The sequence below is a fragment of the Acidovorax sp. DW039 genome, from assembly GCF_037101375.1.
In the GTDB taxonomy this organism is placed as follows: Bacteria; Pseudomonadota; Gammaproteobacteria; order Burkholderiales; family Burkholderiaceae_C; genus Acidovorax.
Genome location: NZ_AP029020.1, coordinates 161,983 through 185,057, shown reverse-complemented (window position 1 = coordinate 185,057; position 23,075 = coordinate 161,983). Strand labels below are relative to the sequence as shown.

17 protein-coding genes and 6 pseudogenes are annotated in these 23,075 nt (G+C 60.3%); 12 read left to right on the top strand and 11 right to left on the bottom strand.

Annotated features, from left to right (window positions below; all coding sequences use genetic code 11):
• Nucleotides 1–228 precede the first annotated feature (228 nt).
• The 8 genes and pseudogenes from AACH87_RS22545 to AACH87_RS22510 all read right to left on the bottom strand — a co-directional run bounded on the left by AACH87_RS22545 (nucleotide 229) and on the right by AACH87_RS22510 (nucleotide 8,629).
• Nucleotides 229–3,237, bottom strand: coding sequence for an IPTL-CTERM sorting domain-containing protein (locus tag AACH87_RS22545; protein ID WP_338799355.1), 3,009 nt, complete (start codon nucleotides 3,235–3,237; stop codon nucleotides 229–231).
• A gap of 258 nt (nucleotides 3,238–3,495) precedes the next feature.
• A pseudogene (locus tag AACH87_RS22540) lies at nucleotides 3,496–3,958 on the bottom strand (IS3 family transposase); the annotation flags it as partial.
• A gap of 335 nt (nucleotides 3,959–4,293) precedes the next feature.
• Nucleotides 4,294–4,647, bottom strand: a complete 354-nt coding sequence (locus tag AACH87_RS22535; RefSeq protein WP_338799354.1) for a cupin domain-containing protein — start codon at nucleotides 4,645–4,647, stop codon at nucleotides 4,294–4,296.
• Between the two features lie 66 nt (nucleotides 4,648–4,713).
• On the bottom strand, nucleotides 4,714–5,943 hold the full coding sequence (locus tag AACH87_RS22530; protein ID WP_338799353.1) for an amidohydrolase: 1,230 nt from the start codon (nucleotides 5,941–5,943) through the stop codon (nucleotides 4,714–4,716).
• Nucleotides 5,940–6,638 (bottom strand): HAD-IA family hydrolase, encoded by a 699-nt coding sequence (locus AACH87_RS22525; protein WP_338799362.1) that lies wholly within the window; start codon nucleotides 6,636–6,638, stop codon nucleotides 5,940–5,942. The genes AACH87_RS22530 and AACH87_RS22525 overlap by 4 nt, the downstream gene beginning before the upstream one ends.
• A 325-nt stretch (nucleotides 6,639–6,963) precedes the next feature.
• On the bottom strand, nucleotides 6,964–7,251 hold the full coding sequence (locus AACH87_RS22520) for an IS3 family transposase (RefSeq protein WP_338799352.1): 288 nt from the start codon (nucleotides 7,249–7,251) through the stop codon (nucleotides 6,964–6,966).
• 183 nt (nucleotides 7,252–7,434) lie between these two features.
• Nucleotides 7,435–7,788: a transposase gene (locus tag AACH87_RS22515; protein WP_338799351.1), complete on the bottom strand. Its 354-nt coding sequence runs from the start codon at nucleotides 7,786–7,788 to the stop codon at nucleotides 7,435–7,437.
• Nucleotides 7,789–7,867: 79 nt separating this feature from the next.
• Nucleotides 7,868–8,629: a LuxR C-terminal-related transcriptional regulator gene (locus tag AACH87_RS22510; protein WP_338799350.1), complete on the bottom strand. Its 762-nt coding sequence runs from the start codon at nucleotides 8,627–8,629 to the stop codon at nucleotides 7,868–7,870.
• A gap of 201 nt (nucleotides 8,630–8,830) precedes the next feature.
• On the opposite strand from AACH87_RS22510, the pseudogene AACH87_RS22505 reads away from it, so the two are divergent.
• From AACH87_RS22505 to AACH87_RS22480, 6 genes and pseudogenes are all read left to right on the top strand, one after another.
• Nucleotides 8,831–8,980 (top strand): annotated as a pseudogene (locus AACH87_RS22505) (helix-turn-helix domain-containing protein); the annotation flags it as partial.
• A gap of 103 nt (nucleotides 8,981–9,083) precedes the next feature.
• Complete coding sequence (locus AACH87_RS22500) at nucleotides 9,084–9,767, top strand: transposase (protein ID WP_338799349.1); 684 nt, start codon at nucleotides 9,084–9,086, stop codon at nucleotides 9,765–9,767.
• On the top strand, nucleotides 9,698–10,162 hold the full coding sequence (locus AACH87_RS22495) for a transposase (RefSeq protein ID WP_338799348.1): 465 nt from the start codon (nucleotides 9,698–9,700) through the stop codon (nucleotides 10,160–10,162). Before AACH87_RS22500 ends, AACH87_RS22495 begins: the two co-directional genes overlap by 70 nt.
• Before the next feature lie 169 nt (nucleotides 10,163–10,331).
• Nucleotides 10,332–10,831 (top strand): annotated as a pseudogene (locus AACH87_RS22490) (integrase core domain-containing protein); the annotation flags it as partial.
• Between the two features lie 344 nt (nucleotides 10,832–11,175).
• Complete coding sequence (gene iaaH, locus AACH87_RS22485; RefSeq protein ID WP_338799361.1) at nucleotides 11,176–12,627, top strand: indoleacetamide hydrolase; 1,452 nt, start codon at nucleotides 11,176–11,178, stop codon at nucleotides 12,625–12,627.
• Nucleotides 12,628–12,702: 75 nt separating this feature from the next.
• Nucleotides 12,703–12,843 (top strand): annotated as a pseudogene (locus AACH87_RS22480) (IS3 family transposase); the annotation flags it as partial.
• An 83-nt stretch (nucleotides 12,844–12,926) separates the two neighbouring features.
• Here the strand turns inward: AACH87_RS22480 and AACH87_RS22475 are convergent.
• Nucleotides 12,927–13,634: pseudogene (locus tag AACH87_RS22475) on the bottom strand (IS3 family transposase); the annotation flags it as partial.
• A gap of 213 nt (nucleotides 13,635–13,847) precedes the next feature.
• Here AACH87_RS22475 and AACH87_RS22470 point away from each other — a divergent pair.
• Nucleotides 13,848–14,997, top strand: a pseudogene (locus AACH87_RS22470) (IS3 family transposase).
• Here the strand turns inward: AACH87_RS22470 and AACH87_RS22465 are convergent.
• Both AACH87_RS22465 and AACH87_RS22460 read right to left on the bottom strand, forming a co-directional pair.
• On the bottom strand, nucleotides 14,984–15,586 hold the full coding sequence (locus AACH87_RS22465) for an IS30 family transposase (protein WP_338799347.1): 603 nt from the start codon (nucleotides 15,584–15,586) through the stop codon (nucleotides 14,984–14,986). The pseudogene AACH87_RS22470 and the gene AACH87_RS22465 sit on opposite strands and share 14 nt — an antisense overlap.
• A gap of 140 nt (nucleotides 15,587–15,726) precedes the next feature.
• Complete coding sequence (locus tag AACH87_RS22460) at nucleotides 15,727–16,659, bottom strand: methylglyoxal synthase (RefSeq protein ID WP_338799346.1); 933 nt, start codon at nucleotides 16,657–16,659, stop codon at nucleotides 15,727–15,729.
• A 445-nt stretch (nucleotides 16,660–17,104) separates the two neighbouring features.
• Here AACH87_RS22460 and AACH87_RS22455 point away from each other — a divergent pair, with 445 nt between their 5' ends.
• From AACH87_RS22455 to AACH87_RS22435, 5 genes are all read left to right on the top strand, one after another.
• On the top strand, nucleotides 17,105–18,775 hold the full coding sequence (locus tag AACH87_RS22455) for a DUF1302 family protein (protein WP_338799345.1): 1,671 nt from the start codon (nucleotides 17,105–17,107) through the stop codon (nucleotides 18,773–18,775).
• Between the two features lie 36 nt (nucleotides 18,776–18,811).
• Nucleotides 18,812–20,170: a DUF1329 domain-containing protein gene (locus AACH87_RS22450; RefSeq protein WP_338799343.1), complete on the top strand. Its 1,359-nt coding sequence runs from the start codon at nucleotides 18,812–18,814 to the stop codon at nucleotides 20,168–20,170.
• A 163-nt stretch (nucleotides 20,171–20,333) separates the two neighbouring features.
• The gene (locus tag AACH87_RS22445; protein ID WP_338799342.1) at nucleotides 20,334–21,491 is read left to right on the top strand and encodes a YCF48-related protein; all 1,158 of its coding nucleotides are present in this window, start codon (nucleotides 20,334–20,336) and stop codon (nucleotides 21,489–21,491) included.
• Nucleotides 21,492–21,517: 26 nt separating this feature from the next.
• Nucleotides 21,518–22,006: a hypothetical protein gene (locus tag AACH87_RS22440; protein WP_338799340.1), complete on the top strand. Its 489-nt coding sequence runs from the start codon at nucleotides 21,518–21,520 to the stop codon at nucleotides 22,004–22,006.
• Between the two features lie 88 nt (nucleotides 22,007–22,094).
• Nucleotides 22,095–23,069: an ABC transporter substrate-binding protein gene (locus AACH87_RS22435; protein WP_338799339.1), complete on the top strand. Its 975-nt coding sequence runs from the start codon at nucleotides 22,095–22,097 to the stop codon at nucleotides 23,067–23,069.
• Nucleotides 23,070–23,075: the final 6 nt, after the last annotated feature.

The following is a 23,075-nucleotide window of genomic DNA, read 5'->3' as shown; positions in this document are numbered from 1 at the left end:
GGGGTGTCGATCTGAAGAGGAGGACGGATTGCGATTTGCAGCCTGAACATTACGCCGGGCCAGAAAGATGCAACGAATTTAACAAAATGTATGCAGCTGCACACCCTTGCGAGGAGAGCCGCACATAATGAGGAGCGAGGTCCGTGAGCTGGTATGGCAGGCCATCCCCAGTGGCGCAGGGTCTGCTGGGGCAGAGGCTCTTTTGCCTCCACCCCAGCAAGGTCACCCTCAAATTGAGCGCCGACGCACCCTGACCATCCCCATCCCCAGCGTCATCAGAGACAACAAGATCACCCCCCACTCACTGAGCGTTGGAATGGAGGCCACTCCCCCCGGGGCAGCCGCCGCTGCAGGCAGAACCAGAGCAAAGGGATCCTTGATCTGCCCGGCTGTCAGATCGTTGTCCCCCACATCGTTGTCCTTCACCGAGTAGCTCACAGAGTCGCCAGTGATGGTGCCGTAGTTAAACCAGCTGGGGGCAGCATTGGCTGCGCTGGGGCCGTACTTGCGTGGCTGCAAGCCGGTGAGTGAGCCAGCGGGGTAGTCGATCTTCACGTTCAGCGTGGCGTTGCCGCATCCCGACCCACTGGCCGTAAAGCTGAACACCCCCAACGGGAAGCTCACGTTCTGCAGCGTGGGCGTGCCTGCTGGTGGGGTGGCTGTGAACTGCGGGCTCTGGATCAGACACCCTGCAGGGCCTTGTACATCCACGGTGGCTTGGCCTGCGCTGCCTGGCAGTGACAGTGCAGCCGCTGCGACAGTGAGCGTGGTGCTGCCGCTGGCGGAAGCATGGTTCGCATCACCGACATAGCTGGCCGTCACCGTGTGCGAGCCCACAGCGAGGCCACTGGCTGGGCAAGTGGCCACGTTGGGGGTGCTTGCCCCTACGGTGGTGGAGCACAGGGTAGTGCCACCCGAAGTAAACACCACATTACCCGTGGCATTGGAGGCCCCCGTCAGCGTGGCCGTGAGTGCCACTTGTGTGCCAAGGGCGACGGGGCTGGCGGGATTGGTGCTGACTGCCAGCGTGGGCGTGGCCTGGGTGAGCAACAGCACGCGCGCCTGTGCGGGGGCAGCGGCCAAGCTGGCTGCGCTGCTGTGTTCACCCGCTCGCGATGCCACCACTCCGCACAGGCTGCCAGCACTGGCTCCGGCCACCGGAGTCAGCACCCCATTGCTGACGGTGCACGTACTGGGAGTCCAGCTGGTGTAGGTGACAGGCTGGCTGCCGGAACTGGCCGAGGAGGTGGCCGCCAGGGTGATGCTGCCGCCCAGAGACAACCCACGCAGTGGTGCGCCTGCAGCCACAGTGCCTGGGGTAAAGGACAAGGTCTGGGTAGCACGCACCACACTGGGTGCTTGCCCGTTGCCGTTATAGCCCCAGCACTGAACGGCCCCGCCCGTGGTTACCGCGCAGGTGTTGTTGCCGCCAGCCGCCACAGATAAGGCCCCGCCGTTTTGCAGCGCGGTCGGCACGTTGGTTTGCCCGCTTCCGTTGAGGCCCCAACACTTAACGGCCCCGCCCGTGGTTACCGCGCAGGTGTGGTTGCCGCTAGCCGCCACAGATGAGGCCCCGCCGTTTTGCAACGCGGTCGGCACTTCGGTTTGCCCGTTGCCGTTGTAGCCCCAGCACTGCACGGCCCCGCCCGTGGTCACCGCGCAGGTGTGGAATAAGCCAGCCGCCACAGACACGGCCCCGCCGCTTTGCAGTGCGGTCGGCACGGTGGTTTGCCCGTCGTAGTTATAGCCCCAGCACTGCACTGCCCTGCCCGTGGTCACCGCGCAGGTATGGAGGCCCCCAGCCGTCACAGACACGGCCCCGCCGCTTTGCAGCGCGGTCGGCACAGTGGTTTGCCCGTTGCTGTTGTAGCCCCAGCACTGCACGGCCCCGCCCGTGGTCACCGCGCAGGTGTGGCTGCTGCCAGACGCCACAGACCCGGCCCCGCCGCTTTGCAGCGCGGTCGGCACGGTGGTTTGCCCGTTGTAGTTGTCGCCCCAGCACTGCACAGACCCGCCCGTGGTCACCGCGCAGGTGTGGAGGCCGCCAGCTGCCACAGACACGGCCCCGCCGCTTTGCAGCGCGGTCGGCACTTCAGTTTGCCCGTTGCCGTTGTAGCCCCAGCACTGCACTGCCCCGCCAGTGGTCACCGCGCAGGCGTGGCTGCTGCCAGCCGCCACAGATGCCCCGCTGCTTTGCAGTGCGCCCGGCGCGGTAGTTTGCCCGTAGTCGTTGTAGCCCCAGCACTGAACGGCTCCGCCCGTGGTCACCGCGCAGGTGTGGTTGTAGCCTGCCGATACAGACACGGCCCCTCCGCCTTGCAGCGTGGTCGGCACGGTGGTTTGCCCGTTGCCGTTGCCGCCCCAGCACTGCACAGACCCGCCCGTGGTTACCGCGCAGGTGTGGAACCCGCCAGCCGCCACAGACACGGCCCCGCCGCTTTGCAACGCGGTCGGCACGTCGGTTTGTCCGTTGCCGTTGTGGCCCCAGCACTGAACGGCCCCACCCGTGGTTAGCGCGCAGGTGTGGAAGAAGCCAGCCGCCACAGACACGGCCCCGCCGCTTTGCAGCGCGGTCGGCACGGTGGTTTTACCGGTACCGCTGTTGCCCCAGCACTGCACTGCCCCGCCCGTGGTCACCGCGCAGGTGTGGTCGAGGCTAGCCGCCACGGACACGGCCCCGCCGCTTTGCAACGCAGTCGGCACGTTGGTTTGCCCGTAGTCGTTGTAGCCCCAGCACTGAACGGCTCCGCCCGTGGTTACCGCGCAGGTGTGGTTGTAGCCAGCCGCCACGTACACGGCCCCGCCAGTTTGCAGCGCGTTCGGCACGGTGGTTTGGCCGTTGCCGCTGTAGCCCCAGCACTGAACGGCCCCGCCCGTGGTCACCGCGCAGGTGTGGTCGCTGCCAGCCGCCACGTACATGGCCCCGCCGCTTTGCAGCGCGGTCGGCACGGTGGTTTGACCGCTGCCGTTGTCGCCCCAGCACTGCACGGCCCCGCCCGTGGTCACCGCGCAGGTGTGGAAAGTACCGCTGGATGTTTGGCTGGCGATGGTGCCCAAAGACGCACCGGGCAGCAGGGTGGTGCTTTGTGCCTGGGCCGCAGGGGCTGCCAGGGCCAGCCACAGCAGGCAGGCCAATGCCCACAGCCCTTGCAGAGGGCTGCTGCGCCAAAGCGTGTGCCAATGAATGTGCCAATGGCGATGCCCGCTGGGCGGGCGGTGTCCGGCTATTCCGGCCATGTTGGATCTCCCTGGAGTGTGTCCGCTGGATTGCTGTTTGGTGCAAGTCGACGACGCGTAGCGCCATTCGCAACGGTTGGCGGTGTACCACCCACTTCGAGTTATCCAAAGATAAATTTGCGCATGGGATGAAATAAGAGGTACGTCTGCGCCCCATGGGATGAGTTCATGCGCTGCGTAAGTTCCGTATATGTCGATTTACACCCAGAAGTGACCCATCACCCCCCGGATGGGTGCCGATAAAAACTTGGACTGGTTTTATGCGGCAGGACCAAAACTCCCCTGATCTTCAATGGGACTGAGAAAACCACGGGAGTTCTTGCTCCACTTCTCGTTGTACAGACGGGTGTAGTCTTCAAGAACCTCAATGAACTTCTCAGCGGTGACGCTCTTCCAGTCCAGAATCTTCCAGTCCAGAAGATGGAACAGTTCCTTTTTGTTTTTGAAGCGACCGTAGATCCCCTCGCCGGCTGCGTTGTCTGGAGATCAGGCCTTGCGGGGCATCGGGCGGTTGACGTTGGCCTCGCTGATACTTAATAGCCAGCCACGCCTCCGTCTCTATGTCTGCAGCCAGCATGGCGTTAACCCTCTCCGCATTCGAACCGTTCCGGATAGTCCAGATCACCACCATCGCATCGAAGCAATCGATGATCGGCGACGGGTAGGCATTGCCTGCAGGAATCTGGAACTCCATGATGTCGGTCAGCCATTTCTTGTTGGGGGTGCACACCAACGCCTCTTGGGCTTTGCACGACCAACCTATCTTGCTCAATCAGCTGCAGTGACGAGCATCTCACTCCTGCAGATCCAGACACCGCTGATCCTCGCAGTACCAATCCTTCAAAGAATTCTTCGTCGGATAGCCCAGCTGCAGGATAGTCGGTCTGACACGCTTGCCCAGCTCGATATAAAGCTCAACAGCTCGGAGTCGATTTTCGTAGGAATACGTGAACTACCTCTTGGTAGCCCAAGTTTTCATCCGCACCCAAAATCAACACCCGGACTATCTATGAACAGGCCACGTACATACGATTGCTCGTTACCAACACCTCTTAATTAAAGCGCAACAATAAAGAACACCTTACGCAAAGTCTCAGTGACATGCCATTCCCCCGTGGTGTGAGCCGGGAAGAAGAGCGTGTCACCCGCTTGAATTTGAAGCGGCTGCCCCCCAGAGGGGGTAAAGATACATGCACCTTGGAGAATGTGCATGACTTCGGCATTGGGTAGCACACGCTGGAATTTTCCAGGAGTACATTCCCAAACACCCGTCTGGTGTGGTGCAACTCCTTCCAAATCAACATCTATGCCGCTAAAGAGACAAGGCGGTTGCGTGATCGGAATCGCTGGACCACCTTGAGGCAGTAGGCCCGTGAGGGTGGATGTATTTTTTAAAAGGGTGATACTCATAATTCTGCTCAGACTGAAGAAATGGAGAGCGTTCAGGTCAACAGATAAGCTTGACTGAACTCTAGGCTATGCTGGCACTGCCAGTGCACGCGAAGCGATTTCGCATAGCCACCGCACGCCTAGGGGCAAGGCGTCGTCATTGAAGTCATAACAAGGATGGTGCAATGCCCGCTCACCCTCTGGACCTGGATCAGCACGCCCCTGACCAAGCCAAAGGTACGCACCAGGCTTGTGCTGCAGCATGAATGCGAAATCTTCCGACGTGAACGCCGCTCTCGGCGCAACCTCGGCTTCTAGACCCACGGCGCGTGCTGCATCCAAAGCCAGTACAGCCTGAGCAGTGGCGTTCACGGTCGCCGGATAGTAGCGCTGATAGGCCACCATCACCTCGGTTCCACTAGCGAGTGCTATACCTTGGCAAGTGGCGCGAAGAGCTGCTTCAATGCGGTCCTGCGCATGGGCATCGAAGCTACGCACGGTACCTGTGATCTGTACCTCGGCAGGCAACACATTGTGGCTGTGACCACCTTCAATGCGTGTGACAGATAGAACCGCAGACTCACTGGGATCGATTTGCCGCGAAACGATGGTATTCAGCTGAGCTACTAGCTGGCTAGCAGCCAGGATGGCATCAGGAGTGTGCTGGGGCTGAGCGGCATGGCCGCCCCGACCACGCACGGTGATATCAAAACGATCGGCCGCTGCCATGATCGGTCCAGGGCGAGTTTGCGCATGGCCCAGGGGTAAGTCTGGCCAGTTGTGCAGCGCATACACGCTGTCGCACGCAAAGTTCTCAAACAAGCCGTCTTCGATCATGCGAGCGGCTCCCGCTTTTCCCTCCTCCGCAGGCTGAAAGATGAAATGCACTGTGCCACGTAGGCCCAGTGCTTGATGTGTGCGCACAAGGTGACGCGCAGCACCAATCAGCATACTGGTGTGCCCATCGTGTCCGCAGCCGTGGTGCTTGCCAGCATAGCGACTGGTGTAACTACGCTGCCCTAGCTCAACCATAGGCAAGGCATCCATATCAGCCCTCAGTCCCACGCTAGGGCTTGCCCCCTCACTCATATCGCCACACCGTAACGTGCCCACAACCCCGGTACCGCCCACGCCTTCGACAACCTGTAATCCCATCAGGCGCAGAGACTGTGCAACGATTCCTGCTGTGCGACGCTCTTCATATGCCAACTCAGGGTGGGCATGTAGATCTTGCCTTAGTGCCACGAGATCAGGCAGAAGATCTTGTACGGGCTCCATTACATCTGCCAAAGTAGCTGCGCTCAATCTTCGGCTCATTGTTCTGCCTCCACCGCATTGGCCAATTGGGCTAGAGAGTGGAAATGGAAGTCAGGCGTGGTGGGTTCGGACTCGATAGTCCCGCCTGAGCCAGTCAGTCCGTGGCGGCGCTCGATCCAGCAGGTGGTAATACCGAGCTTTTTGGCAATACCAATGTCGTGATATTGGCTTTGCGCAACGTGGAGGTTTTCAGATTGTTTGTAGCCCCAAGCCTCCTCAAAGCGCCCCCGGGCATATGCAAAATAGCGGGGATCTGGCTTCTCGCACAGAGCATCATCACACGCCAGCAGCATGTCAAAGGGCGAACCCAACGTCTTCTGAAAATGCTGCAGCGCCCAGTTTTGCGCGTTGGTCATGGTGACAAGTTTGAAATGCCTGCGCAACCGCACAAGGGCGTCAACTGAATCGGGGAAGGCAGGCCAATGTGGCACGGAATCACGAAAGCCGTCAGCCAGCGCATCACTTTCAGGCAGTCCTAGCTGAGGGGCAATGACATGCCAGCAGCGAACTAAGTCATTGGGATACCAATCGGTGTTTGGCATTTTTCGTGCCTCTCGATACGCAGCTAGAAACTGGTCATCGGTTACGTCACTGTCAGGCACAGCGTGGCGTAAGTAAGCCAGCATCCCTGCCTCGAAGTCGATAAGCGTTCCAACTACATCAAACGTCAGTACTTTGAAATCGTGCAGAGCCATGTGGGTCCTCAGGTCAGCATTCAAATTGTCACGGTCGTCAAATGACGACGGTATTCGAGCTTTTAGCTTAGAAGAAGATGCACCAGCCGATGCACTGAACAAGGGCCCAGCCGCAGCATCGAATTGCGTATTGGTGTGTCCTTGGAGCAGGATGTAAATGAGAACTAGCGCGTGCTTTGAACTCCATGCGGCAACAAGCGCCTTTACGGCAGCAGGCTGCATGAGCACTGCAAACACCAGAAAATGCAGTCCGCCGAACACTTCGATTTGCATCGCCCCGGCCTTAAACTGACCCCCAGAAGTTGGACGGTTGCCTTGCCGCCAATCAGGCGGTGTTGCCCCGGACATGCCAGGAGCGCTTCTTCGCCCGAATCAACGCACGTAGCCCCATCCTTTGCATCAGACTCTGCACGCACTTGTGGTTGACCGGTTGTGCCATTGAATTGCACAGCGCTGCGGTGATCCGCCAGTATCCGTAGCGCCCCTTGCGTTCGTCATAGACAGCGCGAATTCTGGATTCCATGGCGCTTTGCTGGTCGGCACACTGGGCCGCCTGACACTGGTAGTAGAACGTGCTGCGCGGCAAGCCTGCTACCTGCAACAGATCCGCCAATTGTTACCTCAACCCGGCAATCAGTCGCGCTTTGTCGGCGCAGCTGATCTCTTCGACCGGATCAAGGCCTGCAATTTTTTTAAGTACGCGACCTCCGCGCGCATTCGGTCGTTCTCTTCCCGCAAGGCTTTCTCCGCTCGGCAACGACCGTGCTCGACGGTGCGGCAGAACGTCGTTCTGGTTTCATCTTGGAATGTTCTTCATTCCTGGTCTCGCACGCCTGCAGGCGGCCTTGATCGAAATTGCGCCGCCAGACCACGATCTGGTTGGGATTGCGGATGTCATAGAGCGCCGCGACCTGAAGACTGGAAGCTGTTCGCGATCCTGATGAGCCAGCACCTGCAACTTGAACTGGGCACTGTACGCGCTGCGCTTGGGGCGCAAACCGTCGATGCCGCGCAGACGGTAGTGGCTCACCCACGTGCGAACCTTCTCCTCGGGAACCGACCACCGTCGAGCCAAGAGCCTCGCGCCACCTTCGCCAGCCAAGAAGCTTCGGACCACTTTCAGCTTGAACTCCGTTTTGTACTTCTTCATGTAACCCCTTGAAGTTTGTCCAACTTCTGGGGGTCAGTTCAAACCCGGGGGGATTCAACGCGGCTAGTTTCGTGGCCACTCAGGTGTTGAGCTTGCGCGCTAACGCCACACGATTATTTATGCGCAGTTTGCGAAATGCTCGGTCGATGTGGGTTCGGACTGTTGTGACAGAAATGCAAAGGCGCTCAGCAACTTCCTTGTCGGCAAGTCCTCGCCCGATCAATTGGGCTACTTGTCGCTCCCTGGCGCTCAGTACCGACAGAGTCTCGTCGCAATCAATTTTGTGTAGGCGAGCTGATTCAGTCTGTGCCAGATGCGTGTGTCTTCTTGTGCAGCGCTCCACCGCCGCTGTGAAAGCGGGGCGAACGAGCTCTAGCAACTGAACATCGTCGCGTGAGAAATTCTCATGCTTACGGTCACGCCATATGCGCATGTCGCCGATGTTCTCCTGATCGTTCCAGGCGTACAGGTTGATGCCCCAATATGCCCCATCCCTCGAGAGTAAATCGTTGAAGAATTCGGTGCGCTTCAGCTGGGCCTGCGGCATTACCTCGGAGACAAGAACCGAGTCGCGTCTCTGCCGCAGGAGCGGCGTAATCGGATCATGATACTGATAGTAGATTTCATAGCGCCGAACGTTCTCCGGGTCTACGTCAATATGCACACCGTTGCTAAATCGACCGGCTTCCTCATCCCACACATAGCTGGCGTAGAACTGAGCTCCCAGTAACTCAAGCATCAAGCATCCGAGTTGCTTGCGGATCTCGTAGGCCGAAAGGGGCTCTGCCAGCGTCCGCATCACTCGAGATAACACATGCACTTGGTGAGTGCTCAGGTACATAGCAATGGAATCCTTTCGAGATGAGCGGCCCAGCGAGAGCGAGGCATGCCTACTTATCAGGCTTCCGCTGCCTGCAAGAAAGATGCCAGATCATGTTTGGCACCGTCTCATCTATGCGTCAACCATGATGAATCGCCCCCCGGACTTGAAGGAGGGGCGGCCTCAAATCTGAAATGCAACACCTTGCCGTCCCGGTAAAGTATGAAGATGACGAGAAGACTCCAACAGATGCAGCCCGAAAAGCGCGTGACTCTAGCCGCGCTGCGAAAGCAGGGGCGGGGCCTTCGGGCCATCGCGCAGGTACTGGGTCGCGACGCTGGCAGCCTGAGCAGGGAACTGCGACGCAATGCCGGCAATGACGGGGCTCCAACTCTGGAGAATGGAGCCATGAGGGCGCTTCTAAAAACCGCGCCTTCGCGCGCCCGAGCGGCGCGTGGTGCGGCAACATGGCGAGATGATCACGCCGCGCACCAAGCCCTCGAGCTTCTTCCCCGAAGAGGCCCCAGACGACCTGTTCCTCGTGCGCCAGCGCAAGGCCAAGCTCGAAAGCTACGTTCAGACGCTGGCCGCGATGGACAAGCTGATTGACTTCTCGGAGATGGCGCAGGCCGCGGACGTGGCTTGCCCGCGAGCAGACCGCAGCAAGGGTGGACGCCCGCCTTACCCCACCGAAGCGCTGGTGCGCATGGTGTTCCTGCAGGGCCTGTACAACCTGTCCGACGAGCAGTGCGAGCACCAAGTTCTCGACCGGCTGAGCTTCCAGCACTTCTGTCGCCTCGACGGCGCACTGCACATCCCCGACGCCCGCACGCTGTGGGCCTTTCGCCAGCGACTGGCCCAAGGCGGCCTGGGCGGCAAGGCCATCTTCGAGACACTGAGCCAGCAACTGCAACACCACGGTTTGATCCCGCGTGGCGGGCAGATCGAGGACGCCAGCATCGTGCAGGCGCCGATCACGCAAGCCAACGCCAAGGAACGCGAGGCACTTAACCGTGGCGACGCCCCCGCAAGGCTGGAGCGCCAAGCGCCTGGCCCACACCGACCGGGATGCCCGCTGGACGATCAAGCATGGCATGGCCTTCTACGGCTACAAGCTGCACGGCAACGTGGACGCGCTACAAGCACATCCGGGAGCTGAAGATCACACCGGCCAACGCCGACGATGGGCAACAACTGCCCGACGTGCTGCAGACCACCAACACACGGGATCGGCTACTGGCAGACTGGGGCTACGATAGCCAGGGGAAACGGCAAGTGCTGCAGGCACGAGGACTGCAAGACGGCATCGCACGCCGAGCCAAACCGGGGCAGACCGCCAGGGTTCGACTGAACCAGCGCAACCGCACCATCAACAAGACTCGGGCCCGTGTCGAGCATGTCTGCGCCAGCTTAGCCCAGCAAGGCGGCAAGTGTGTGCGGGCGATGACCTTGTCGCGCAACGCGCTGGCCATCACACTGCAGTGCGCGGCGTACTACGCGCGCCGACTGGTGTGTCTGGTCAAGAGCGGAGGTCCGTCCGCATGGCCCGCTTGAGGGCTGAAATCCCCGTCGCGGGGCGCTGCGGCGGGAGGAAACGAGCATCGACGGACCTCGCACCTCGAATGTCCGCTCAGGTCACGCGCACTCGCCGGCCATTGCCGGCAGCGCGAGGGGTTTCAGGAAGTGCCTGTTGGCAGCGGGGTAGTTTGTCAATCAAGGCTGGGCGCTCGATTTCATGCACGACGTGCTCTACGACGGTCGCCGCTTCCGTACCCTCAACGTCATCGACGAGGCCAACCGCGAGGTGCTGGCCATCCAGGTGGCCCAGTCGCTGCCGGGCCCGATGCTGATCCGAACGATGGACCGCCTGGTGGACTGGAACAGCCGCCGCCGTCGATCCGTATGGACAACGGGCCTGAGATGACCAGCCACGACTTGGTCGAATGGGCGCAGCGCCGGGGTATCGCGCTGAATTACATCGAACCCGGCGAGCCCAACCAGAACGCCTGTATAGAGCGATTCAACAGGACGTTCCGCACCGAGGTGCTCGATGCCTACCTGTTCAATTCCATCGAGCAGGTCCAGGCCATCGCGGACGACTGGCTGACTCAATACAACGAGTACCGACCGCATGACTCGCTGGGTGGCGTGCCGCCCGAGCAGTTCATGCCCCGACTGATCAACACAACCGCCGCGGACTCTAGAAATCAACTGTCTGCTTGACAGGGGAGCTTACGGTAGGAGATGACGCTCAGGGTGGGCTTCAATGAAGGTCACGTGCTGGGTGGCTGCAGCCCTTCAACCCCAGGACTCCAACCGAATCACTGGTACGGCTGAAGGGGGCAGGTCAGCGTCCTCATTCATGAGGATATTGGCAGAACAACGGGAACTGGAGAATGCTAGCGGTGGGATCTACCAACGCCACCTAGCAACCATTTCGGAGTACTTTCATGAGCACATCTCAGACACGCCGTAACTTCCTGAAGAATACGGGTGCAGCGATATCGCTACCCTTAAGCACTGTTGGTCTCAGCGCCTGTGGAGGCGGTAATGACACGCTCCCAGGCATGACGACAGCCGAGCAACTGGCGCTGACTGCAACCGAGGCACTGCGGGCGATGAATTCTGGGCGTCTGAGCGCAGAAGCTTACGTTACGACGCTTCTGACTCGCGCCGAAGCTCTCAAGGACTTAAATTGTTTCATCACTGTGGACAGGGACGGCGCCTTGACCGCCGCGCGATCCGTGGATACGCAGCGCAGGACGGGAATCCCCTTACCGCCGCTTGCCGGCCTGCCGATTGTTGTCAAAGACAACATCAACACGCGCAGCCTGCCAACTACCGGCGGTACTGCAGCCCTACGGGCCCTTCAGCCATCGGACAACGCGCCATCGCTACAGAAACTCATCGATGCAGGTGCAATCGTACTGGGCAAGACCAATCTCCATGAGTTAGCCGCTGGTATCACAAGTACTAATCTCACCACCTTCGCCGGACCAGTCCGGAACCCGTACGATACGGCCCGTATCCCTGGCGGATCATCGGGTGGCACTGCCGCAGCTATTGCAGCGCGCATCGCACCCGCCGGTTTGGGCACCGATACTGCAGGGTCAAGCCGCATACCTGCAGCCCTTTGCGGTATCGCCGGCATGCGGCCCTCAGTCGGCAACGGCGGTGTGCAGCGCAGGTACACCGATACCAACGCCGTGGTGCCCCTGAGTCATACACGCGATACCGTAGGGCCCATGGCGCGTAGCGTCGCCGACCTAGCATTGCTGGATGCTGCGATTGTGGGCCGCTCTGTACCAAATCCGGTGGGCTTGAAGGGGCTTCGAGTCGGTGTCCCTACCAGTTTCTGGGCTGGATTGGATACACAAGTTGCATCCGTCGCTGGAGCGGCGCGCGAGGAATTGGCAAAGCAGGGCGTCGTGTTCGTTGACGTCGACTTGGCGGGCTTGGCAACGTTGAACGAGAGAGTCTCCTCCCCCTTGATACTCCACGAAGCAGTTGGCGATATTCCAGCATACCTTGCTGCCAATGGCGCCGCCGGAGTTACGCTGGCCAGCTTGGCAGCCGGGGTAGCCAGCCCTGATGTACGGGACGCGTTCCTCGCTATTCTTGGTGACGCATTTGGCGGTCCCCCTTACGAAGACGCGGTGGCGGTGCACCGCCCGGCAATGCAGGCCCTCTATGCGCGTTATTTCAGCGAGAACGCTGTTGATGCGGTAATGTTCCCCACCACCCCCTTGCCGGCAGTGCTCATCGATGGGGTTCGAGGTTCGTCCACTGTGTCTATCAATGGAGGCGCTCTCATGGATGAATTTAGTGCCTACGTCCGCAATACGGACCCCAGCAGCAGTGCAGGCCTACCGGGGCTCTCTCTCTTTGCTGGCATGACTAGTGACGGGCTGCCCGTCGGGCTAGAGCTAGACGGCCCGCTAGGGAGTGATCAGTTGCTCTTGGGCATAGGCATGTCTGTAGAGGCTGTGCTGGGCTTTGCTCCTGCTCCAGGTTTGTGATTGGTGCCTGCCGTGGCGTCGCCCCGGAACAAGTAATTGAGAGTTTCGGCACACGGCCGCAAGCGCGATGACGACGGCAGCCTGACGCACCACTCAGACAGGGGCTCACAATACCTATCGATTCGCTACAGCGAGCGGCTGGCCGAAGCCGGCATTGAGCCCTCCGTGGGATCCAAGGGTGACAGCTACGACAACGCCTTGGCCGAGACGATCAATGAGGTTGCCCTTGGAAATCGGAGTGCATAACCCGATCATCAGGCGGCAGGTTTGCACCGCGCCGCCAGCCAGCGTTGCTCGAACTACATCGGGCTGAGATAGCCCAACGCCGAACTTAGCCTCGAATGGTTGTAGAAGGCGAGCCAGTCCATGACGACTTGGCGTGCTTCCTCGTGCGTGGCGAACCGGCGGCCATGGACGCAGGCCGTCTTCAGTCGTCCCCAAAAGCTCTCGGTCGGGGCGTTGTCCCAACAGTTGCCCTTGCGGGACATCGAACTGCGCATGCCCCAGGCCTTCAGGGTGTCCTGGAAGTCCCGGCTGCAATATTGACTGCCGCGATCGCTATGGAAGATCAGGCCCGCCGCCGGTTTGCGCCGGAAGCAGGCCATCAGCAAGGCGTCCTTGACCAGGGCCGTCTGAATGTGCGGCTGCAGGCTCCAGCCCACCACCTGACGGCTGTGCAAATCCACAATCGCTGCCAGGTACAGCCAGCCCTCATCGGTGGGCAGGTACGTGATGTCGCCGCTCTACACGAGGTTGGGCGCGGCCGGCACGAAGCGGCGTTGCACGGGGTCGGGCGCTACCGGCAAGTGGTGCTTGCTGCCAGTGGTCACCACGAACTTCTTCTTGCCCTTGGCTCGGATGCCGTGCTGTTGCATCAACACGCGCACCCGCTCCTTGCCCACCGGCACCCCGCGGGCCAGCAGTTCCTTGTGCATCCTTGGCCAGCCGTATTCGCCACGGAGTTGCTCGTGGATGGCCCGGATGTGGGCCAGCAAGGCCTCGCCGCTGTGACTACCTCAGGTGTCCTGGTTCAACCATCACCGCCTGATGGGCCCGCTGGGTCACGTGCCGCCAGCTGAGTTCGATGCCAATTACCATCGACAACGCGCTGGTCAGGCCGCGACCGCCTGACTTAAACCAACTCGCCTCCGCAGAACTGAATCGCCCCGGCTGAACTAGACGCCTTCGAGCCTCAAACCTGAGGCCCAATAGGAGGTGCCATGACAAAGCAGCCATATCCCGAAGAATTCAAGATCGAAGCGGTCAAGCAGATAACGGAGCGAGGCCACCGAATAGCCGATGTATCTGCCCGGATCGGCGTGAGCCAGCACAGCCTGTACAAGTGGATCAAGGTCTATTCGGTGCCTGCGCCAGAACGACAGATGCAGACGTCCCAGACTGAGGAGCTACAGCGGCTGAAGGCTGAACTCAAGCGCGTGACCGAGGAGCGTGACATCCTAAAAAAAGCCGCCGCGTACTTTGCCAGGCAGTCCGGGTGAGGCACGCGTTCATCAAGCAGCATGCGCAGGAACACAGCGTGCGGCGCATGTGCAAGGCGATGCAGCTACACCCCAGCGGCTACTACGCGTGGAAGGCAGCGCCGCAAAGTCCACGGGCCAAGGACGACCAGAGACTTCTGGGCTTGCTCAAGCGGGCATGGCTGGAGAGTGGGGGTGTCTACGGCTCCCGCAAGCTCACGCTGGACATGCGCGACCTGGGCGAGCGTTGCGGCAAGCATCGCGTGGCGCGGTTGCTCAAGATCGAAGGTCTGCGATCGCAGACGGGCTACGGCCGCCGGCCTGGACTGCGAGGCGGTAAGCCCGCGGTGGTCGCGCCAAACCACCTGCAGCGTCAGTTCAAGGTGGATGAGCCAAATCAGTCCTGAGTCACTGACATCACCTACATCCGAACCCACGAAGGATGGCTGTACCTGGCGGTTGTGGTCGATCTGTTCTCACGCCAGGTAGTGGGCTGGTCCATGGGCAGCCGCATTGACACGAGTCTGGTCCTCGATGCACTGCTGATGGCGCTATGCGCCGCCAGCTGCGTGCACCTGTCATAGTTCATTCCGATCAAGGCTGTCAGTGCACCGGCCACGAGTGGCAGACCTTTCTGCGCGACCACAACCTAGTCAGCAGCATGAGCCGGAGTGGCAACTGCTACGACAACGCTGTGGCCGAGAGCTTCTTCCAACTGCTCAAGCGCGAACGCATCCGCAGACGGGTCTATGCAACCCGTGATGATGCGAAAGCGGACGTCTTCAACTACATCGAAATGTTCTACAACTCACAGCGCCGTCATTCATCGGCGGCAGGACTATCCCCTGTAGAGTTCGAACAGCGACATTCCCAACGGCTCAACGGTGTCTAGGAATGCCGGGGCGATTCACCTGGCTGAGCAGGCTCAGGGTGCTGCCCTTGGGGAAGTAGTGGCGTAGCAACCCATTGTGGTTCTCGTTGAGCCCCCGCTGCCAGGAGCTGTGTGGATCAGCAAAGTACACCTTTGTGCTCAGACGTCTTTGCACCCATTTGTGCTCAGCGAACTCCTTGCCGTTGTCCAGCGTCAGGGTGTGGCGGTGCTTGGGATGAGGCCTGAGCATCTCGATGATGGCCTGACCCACCGGCTCGGCTTTGCGCCTGGGCACATGCTGGGCCAGTGTGTAGCGCGAGCGCCGCTCGGTCAGGGTGACCAAAGCAGCAAGAGCGCCCCTGCCCGAGACAATAGTGTCGCCCTCCCAGTCCCCCAGGCGCGCTCGCTCGTCCACGATGGCGGGGCGCTGCGCGATACCCACTCGATCACTCAACTGCCCCGCGCCCAAGCGTTCCCTGCGCCTGATCTCGCGGGCAATGGTGCTGCGGTGGCGCTCCAGGCGCAGGGCTGTCTGCGAAATGGACAGCCCCACGTCCACAAGGCTTTGGATTTGGTAACGTTCGCTTTGGCTCAGATGGGTGTAGTTCATGGTGCACTTGGGTTGACTGGCAGGTCACACAAGTCATCTTCACTTACTTTTCTGAGCCTACCTTTAGGCAACGTTAAACCGCCATCTAAACATTGCACGCAATGGAAGCTGCTGCACAGACAGCCATAGGACAGGGGCCTTCAGCGCCACGCCTTTGCCCACGTGTCGGCCATATCAAAGGTGTGCAGGCAGGCCGCCTCATCGCCCACAGAACACACAGCACGCTCCAGTAATTGAATGTCAGCCTCGTGCTGGCGGGCCACGTGCACGTCTTCAAAAAAGATCACCTTCTGGCAGCGGCGGTCGAGCACCAACTCTGCAATCTGCGCGTCGCCGCCCATGGGGCCGCTGCGAAACGGGTGCACCCAGGGGGTGTCGGCTGGCCAACCCCGGGCCCAAGCCAACTCATTGAGCTTGCTCCCTGTAGTGCCCGTGGCATAGCGCACAGGCGTACGCGAGAGCACATCGAAATGCTGAGCGGCAAAGTCCAACATGCGGGACTTCATCGAGTCGTGCGCAATGAGCGCCAGCGACTGCTGATCCAGGGGACGCAGTCGTCCCGAGGGCCCCAAGTGGCCCTCGCTCAGCGCAGGGCCACCCGCATTAGCCCACTCCACCGCCATCCACTCGATGGCTGCCGCCATGGTCAACAGCAGCGGCTTGCGGTGGGTCACGCACTGACGTTTGAGCGCCTGGGCCTCGGGGTACAGTGATGAGGGATCAAGCGGGTCCATCAGGTACACCACCCCGGACAGCTCATCTTCAGGCCGAATCCCTCCTGCCACGCGAGACACCAGCTTCATCAAGCCCCCCTCGTGCCCGTAGGGTAGGCGGTGCACAACTGGCAAGGTTGTGAACAAACCCAATCGCTCCAGAGCATCTGCCGCACCACCCACGGCTGCAATACGCAGTTGCAGCGACCGGACCGCTGGCTCACATGCATGGGCCCACCGTGCCAAAGCGCAGGTATGCGCCGTGCGGTGTCGGCGGTGCGCTACCAAACCAAAGGTGCGGGGCAACGCGGCGCCATCGCTTTGAACCGCACTGCTTGCCAAGGGATGGGCGGCGTTCATACCCAATCCCCTGGTTGACATGCGCTGGCCAGACAAACGCATGGCATGCAGAGGCAAGCAAACGAATCGGGCCATAGCAAAGGGGCCATGGCGGTAAAGACAGAGGCGGCTGGGGCTGTGTGCATTGGAGCGTCAGTGTTGGTATGGAGGGTGTATTTGAACTGGCTGGACTAGCTGAAAGCGAGAGGCCAAAGGACCTGTCCGCGGCCATGCCAAACCTGGAACTTACCCGACTTTTCTGCCCTGCAACAGGACTGCGCAAGCCTAGGTTCATGCAGCCACAGGTGCAGAAAGCCTTTGCGCAAACCCTGCTGAAATAAAAGTGCCAGCGAATCTTCATTTTGTATAGAGGCACAGGTACGGCCAATCAATACAGTTCCCGCAGACAGACACGCACTTCCCAAACAGAGGAAGCACTGGCAGCCAACAAAAACAGGAGACAACTGTGAATCAAACTGTGTGCACCGAGCGCCAGCGCGCCCGCAAGGTGGTCGGCCCCCTGGCAGCCCTGGCCGTGGCCTCGTTGGGCAGTGGGGCCATGGCAATGGACTTGAACCCAGACGGCGATTGGCAAGCCCGCTGGGACAACACCGTCAAATACAGCAATGGGTACCGACTCAAATCGCCCTCGCCTGCGCTCATCAGTCCGGTCTCGGTGCGGTCCAACAGCGACGATGGTGATCGCAGCTTCTCCCGCGGCCTCACATCCAACCGGGCCGATCTTCTCAGCGAATTTGACATCCAAAAAGACGGCTTTGGCTTGCGCCTGAGCGCTGCAGCCTGGTACGACCAGGTTTACAACCAGGCCAATGACCACGACTCTGCTATCTCTGCCAACCGCGCCAGCGTGCCATACAACCAATTCACACCAGGGACACGGGACGTGGCAGGACGCAAGGCCGAAATGCTGGACTGGTTTGTTTTCGGACGCAACGACATTGGCGGCAAGACGCTGTCCTATCGGCTCGGTCAGCATTCGCTGGTATGGGGCACCAGCCTGTTCTTCGGAGCCAACGGCATCGCCAAAGGCATGGCACCCATCGACGTTTACAAGCTCAGCATCCCAGGCACACAGGCCAAGGAAACCACCATCCCCGTGCCACAACTGTCCTCCACACTGCAGCTGACAGATGACACCAGCGTCGAGGGCTTCGTCCAATTCAAATACCGGGCCACACGCCTGCACCCTTCTGGAAGCTTTTTAAGCACCACAGACATGCTGGGCGATGGGGCCGAGCGTATGTTTATTGGCAACCCCACGACCAACCGCTGCGGCAGCGCCAGCGTTCCAGTGGCCCAGCGCTTCAACAACTGCTATCTCAGCTACGCCGGTATCGATGAAGGCAATCAGCGCGCCAATTACGGCATTGCACTGAACACGCGCAGCGAATGGCTCAATGCAGACTTGGGGTTTTACGCCGTCAGCTACCGCGATACCTCGCAGATCATCCAGACCAACACGGCCGCAGGCTCCTATCGCCTGATCGTGCCCGTCGAACCTGTGCGGTTGCTGGGCGTGAGCATGGCGAAACTGGTCGGTGATGCCAACCTGGGCTTAGAGTTTTCCGTGCGAGACAACCAGCCGCTGGCGGTCAAAGAGGGCGTAGTCAGCCCCGCCGATGCGAGCTACGTCACGGGTCGCACCTCGCACATGAACCTGTCGTGGAGCCTGCTGGGCGGTAAGTCTGGGGTGTGGGACGGCTACAGCCTGGTGGGCGAACTAGCTGCCAACCATGTCATGCACGCAGATGATGTGCGCACCAGCACGGCAGGCCGCTACCCCATCGGCACTGAGAAGATCAACCTCGACAAGCGCAAGACCAGCGTGGGCATGCGTGTGATTTTTACGCCATCTTGGTACCAAGTGACTTCGGGGCTGGACCTGAGCCTGCCCATCAATCTGGGATGGTCTTTCCGTGGCAACTCCATGATCGACACATCCTTTCCCTTTGGTGGCAGCCCCGAACGCAGCGGCGAGCTAGTCCTGGGGCTCACGATGGTGTACCTGAACAAATGGAGCGCCAACCTCTCCTGGATCAACTACCTGGGCGGCGCAAACCGACAGCCTGTACTTGACCGCGACTACCTGCGGTTCAGCCTGCAGACAACCTTCTGACAGCCAGCACGACACAACAGGTATTCGGAGACTTTCATGCACCATTTTTTTCTCAACCACAAGAGTGCCGTAGCCACTGCGGCACTGGTCATGGCATGCGCCGCGCAAGCGGCCCCCGAAGACGTGGCGGCCCTCAAGTCGGGCACGCTGACACCCTACGGAGCGGAGCGCGCTGGCAACAAAGAAGGAACCATTCCAGCCTGGGATGACAAGGCGCCCGCCGCACAGGGTGCTGCATCTGCCAAACGGGCAGATCCATTTGCCGCAGACAAGCCCCGCCTGACCATCACCGCTGCGAACGCAAGCGAACATGCCAACGTGCTCACCGATGGCACCAAAGCGCTGCTCGCGAAAGTACCTGGCTTCAAACTAGAGGTATACCCTAGCCGCCGCAGCGCTGTGTTTCCACAGGCTATCTACGACCAGGTACTGAAAAACGCCAGCCGTGCCAAGCTGGCAAACGATGGCCTGACGGTGGAAGGCGCGTATGGAGGCATTCCCTTTCCTGTGCCACGCAACGGGCACGAAGCCATTTGGAACCACATGCTCAGCTACCGGGGCCAAGTCACCAGCTTCGTGGCCGACAAGTACGTCATGACAGCTTCTGGCGACCAGGTACTGACCAGCCGACAGCGCACCCACCTCATCTATCCCTTCTACGACCCGGCAGGCAGCCCCGATCAATTCAGCGGCGAGTGGGCTCGCGCACGCATCGATATCACCGAACCTCCCGCGAACGCAGGCCAGGCGCTGATGACCATCGACTACGTAGATAACTTTGGCAAACCCAAAGATGGCTGGCAGTACCTGCCAGGCCAACGCCGTGTGCGCAAATCACCATCGATCGCCTATGACACACCGGACGGGTCAGCAGCAGGGCTGGCGAACTTCGATGATGTGAACCTTTTCATCGGTGCCCAGGATCGATACCAGATGAAGCTGCTAGGAAAGCGTGAGATGGTCGTCCCGTACAACAACAACGCATTGATGGCGAAGCCCATCAAGGAAGCTGTGGGCAAAAGTACGCTCAACCCCGACTTTGTGCGCTGGGAGCTGCACCGTGTTTGGGTTGTCGAGGCAACGCTGCGCGACGGCAAGCGCAATACAGCAGCCAAGCGCCGCTTGTACCTGGATGAGGACACTTGGCAGGCGGTGTTGGCCGACAGCTGGGATGCGCAAGGCAAGCTGTGGAAAACCGGGCAGGCCTTCACGCTCGTGGCTACAGACCAGCCATTGGCGACAACGCTGAGCTACGCATGGTTCGACCTGCTGTCTGGGGGGTGGGTGTATGCAGGGGCTGTGAACGAAACCGGTGGGGTCACCTACCGCCCGTTTGACGGCAAACAACTGACTAACTTCACCCCTTCCGCGCTCGCCAGCAGCGGCGTGAGGTGATCCGTATCCCGCATCACGCACTGGCCCATAGCACCAAGGTCGCGCGTTGGGGCCATTGATATATGACAAATTGCGCTCGGCTGCATGGCTCTGGTGGGACATGCAGCCGTTGCTGCATGACAGATGGACAGCAAGACAGACAGACTGACTGACGGGCAAGCAGATGAAGAATGTGATTGGAGTGACGCGGCGGGTGGCACTGCTCCCCGCCATGGGGGTGGGCCTGATTTACCCACTGGCGCAAGCCGCCGAGCGGAAGGTCAAGGCACTGGAGACGCCTGCACTGAAGGTCGCAAGACCAACGCTGGCCGCATACCAGGCCGTAACACGCGCAGACAAGCGCCTTGTCGCAGTAGGTGAACGCGGCCTGGTCGTGTACTCGGACGACGCAGGCCAAAGTTGGAAGCAAGCCAGTGTACCTGTCAGTTGCACGCTGACCGCCGTGCGATTTGCAGATGCCAAGCGCGGCTGGGCTGTGGGCAACATGGGAGTGGTTCTGACCACCGACGATGCGGGGGAGAGCTGGCGTCGGTGCCTAGACGGTCAAACTGCTGCGCAGTTGTCACTGGTTGCTGCACGCGCGCAACTGGAGGCGAGCAAGCCTGGCAGCGACGCGATGGCACAAGGCAATCTACTGGTGGAGGACGCTCAGCGCCTTGTGGCAGAAGGTGCAGACAAGCCTCTGCTGGACTTGGCTTTTATCGACGATGGATCGCTGTGGGTGGTGGGGGCTTTTGGCATGGCGTTCAGTAGCGCCGATGGGGGCCGAAGTTGGAAATCACAAATACATCGCCTGCCCAATCCAGAGGGATTGAGCTACTACGGTCTGGCGCAAAGAAATCGGGAATGCCTGCTGTATGGTGAACAGGGCTTGCTGGTGCGTGCCCCCCAAGCAGTGGAGCCTTACACCGCAGACACACTGCCTTCGAACGGCAGTCTGTTTGGCTCACTGGCGCTGCGCGAGGGCCCGCTGATGTTGCTGGGTCTGCGAGGCAAGGCATGGCGCAGTGCAGAACCCGGTGCCCCGTGGGCTGCAGTGCAAACCCCAGTAGATGCATCGCTGGTTGCAGGAACCCAATTGACCGATGGCCGCGTGCTCTTGGCAGGGGTGGCAGGTCAGTTGCTGCAAAGCCATGACGGGGGGCAGCACTTCCGTCCCCTGGCGCTGAGTGATCGCTTCCCCTTCACTGGACTGACAGAGGCCGAAGATGGGTCTTTGCTGTTGGTCGGCATGCGCGGCATTATGCGTTTGACAGCAAACGAGTTGAAAACTGCCGCAGCCCCCTCCTCCCCTGCCCCCGCAAGAAAGTCTCCCGTATGAGTGCGGCACTGCACCCCTTGTTTGATATGCCAAAGGTCGAAAATTTTGACCCACAGTCCGGCAGCCGCCTGGAGAGGCTGGTGTTCAACCACCGCTCAATCGTGCTGCTGATATGCCTGATTCTGACCATCCTATTGGGCTGGCAAGCCTTGCGGGTGGTACCCAACGCCAGCTTTGAGGGCATGCTCCCCCTGTCGCACCCCTACCTTCAGAACTACCTGGCTGAGCGCAAGAAAGTTGTCTCACAAGCCAACAGTTTGCGCGTGGTGCTGGAGCGACGTGACAGAGGAAGCATTCTGGATGCCGATTACCTCGCGCGACTGCGGAGCTTGAACGACGATCTCTTCGCCCTCCCGGGGGTCTCGCGCAGCCAGATGAAATCTCTGTGGACGCCCTCTACCCGCTGGACGGCAGTGACCGAAAGTGGTTTCGAAGGCGGTACGGTCATGCCCGACAACTACGACGGATCAGCAGCGGCACTGGCTCGGGTGTGCGCTTTCCGCACCGGCGCATAACCTTCAGTCCATCCAAGCGTTGGTCCAAAGTCGCTGCGGCTGAGGTGCTGCGGGATCCATGCAAAAAGGTTGTTCAAGGAGACGAAAGTTGTCTGAAAAAAAAGTCCATCTCAAACTCGCGATTGCTGAGCATCCGCATACTTCGGCGATTCGCAACGGTTCTATTCCCATTGAGGGTGTGGATGCCGAGTTCATCACAGTCCAACCCCAGATAGGCGCATTTCGCCGCATGGTTCGTGATGTTGAGTTCGACGTCTGCGAACTGGCACCGACGACCTACATCATTGCACGCGCCTACGGCGCACCCTTTGTGGGATTGCCGATCTTCGTGGTGCGCCGCTTTCACCACGCTGGCCTCCTGGTGCGCCCAGATGCAGGCATCACAAGCCCCAAAGACCTCGAAGGTAAGAAAGTTGGCGTGCGCGCCTACTCCGTGACCACGGGGGTCTGGACCCGACAAGTTCTGATGGATGAATTTGGGCTCGACTCATCGAAAGTCACCTGGGTGGTGGACGACGAAGAGCACGTGACCCAACTGAAGTTACCCGCCAACGTGATCCATGCCCCAGCGGGCACATCGCTGAGCGAAATGATGGCTAGGGGAGAGCTGTCTGCAGGCTTCGCAGCAGCAGCCGGCATTGGCCGTACAGGTGCGCCGACAGGGGGCTGGAAAGAGGTAGAGGCAGACTACCCAGACCTCCTGCCGAATGCAGCCCAGCTTGAGGCCGAGTACTACGCACGCACAGGCATCTACCCCATGCACGGCACCATAGTGGTCAAGGACTCGGTACTCGCAGAGCACCCCTGGGTAGCGAAGTCACTCTATGACGCTTTCGACACAGCCAAGAAAGAATGGATGGCAAAGCTCGATGCGGGTCAAGCCACCAGCGCCGGCGACAAGAAGTACCTGGAGCTGCGCAAGATTGTTGGCCACGATCCGCTGCCGTATGGGCTTGAAGCCAATCGCAAGACCATTGAAGCGCTAGAAGCCACGGCCTTCAAGCAGGCACTGACCCCCCGCCGCATGTCCATCAGCGAGCTGTTCGTTGATCCCCATGCCTGACACAAA

Coding starts and splice junctions, on each gene's coding strand:
- AACH87_RS22510 (WP_338799350.1), bottom strand. CDS start 8,629: ATGTACCTGAGCACTCACCAAGTGCATGTGTTATCTCGAGTGATGCGG.
- AACH87_RS22495 (WP_338799348.1), top strand. CDS start 9,698: ATGGCATGGCCTTCTACGGCTACAAGCTGCACGGCAACGTGGACGCGC.
- AACH87_RS22445 (WP_338799342.1), top strand. CDS start 20,334: ATGAAGAATGTGATTGGAGTGACGCGGCGGGTGGCACTGCTCCCCGCC.
- AACH87_RS22450 (WP_338799343.1), top strand. CDS start 18,812: ATGCACCATTTTTTTCTCAACCACAAGAGTGCCGTAGCCACTGCGGCA.
- iaaH (WP_338799361.1), top strand. CDS start 11,176: ATGACGACAGCCGAGCAACTGGCGCTGACTGCAACCGAGGCACTGCGG.
- AACH87_RS22535 (WP_338799354.1), bottom strand. CDS start 4,647: ATGAGTATCACCCTTTTAAAAAATACATCCACCCTCACGGGCCTACTG.
- AACH87_RS22530 (WP_338799353.1), bottom strand. CDS start 5,943: ATGAGCCGAAGATTGAGCGCAGCTACTTTGGCAGATGTAATGGAGCCC.
- AACH87_RS22465 (WP_338799347.1), bottom strand. CDS start 15,586: ATGAACTACACCCATCTGAGCCAAAGCGAACGTTACCAAATCCAAAGC.
- AACH87_RS22515 (WP_338799351.1), bottom strand. CDS start 7,788: ATGAAGAAGTACAAAACGGAGTTCAAGCTGAAAGTGGTCCGAAGCTTC.
- AACH87_RS22460 (WP_338799346.1), bottom strand. CDS start 16,659: ATGAACGCCGCCCATCCCTTGGCAAGCAGTGCGGTTCAAAGCGATGGC.
- AACH87_RS22440 (WP_338799340.1), top strand. CDS start 21,518: ATGCCAAAGGTCGAAAATTTTGACCCACAGTCCGGCAGCCGCCTGGAG.
- AACH87_RS22545 (WP_338799355.1), bottom strand. CDS start 3,237: ATGGCCGGAATAGCCGGACACCGCCCGCCCAGCGGGCATCGCCATTGG.
- AACH87_RS22500 (WP_338799349.1), top strand. CDS start 9,084: ATGATCACGCCGCGCACCAAGCCCTCGAGCTTCTTCCCCGAAGAGGCC.
- AACH87_RS22525 (WP_338799362.1), bottom strand. CDS start 6,638: ATGGCTCTGCACGATTTCAAAGTACTGACGTTTGATGTAGTTGGAACG.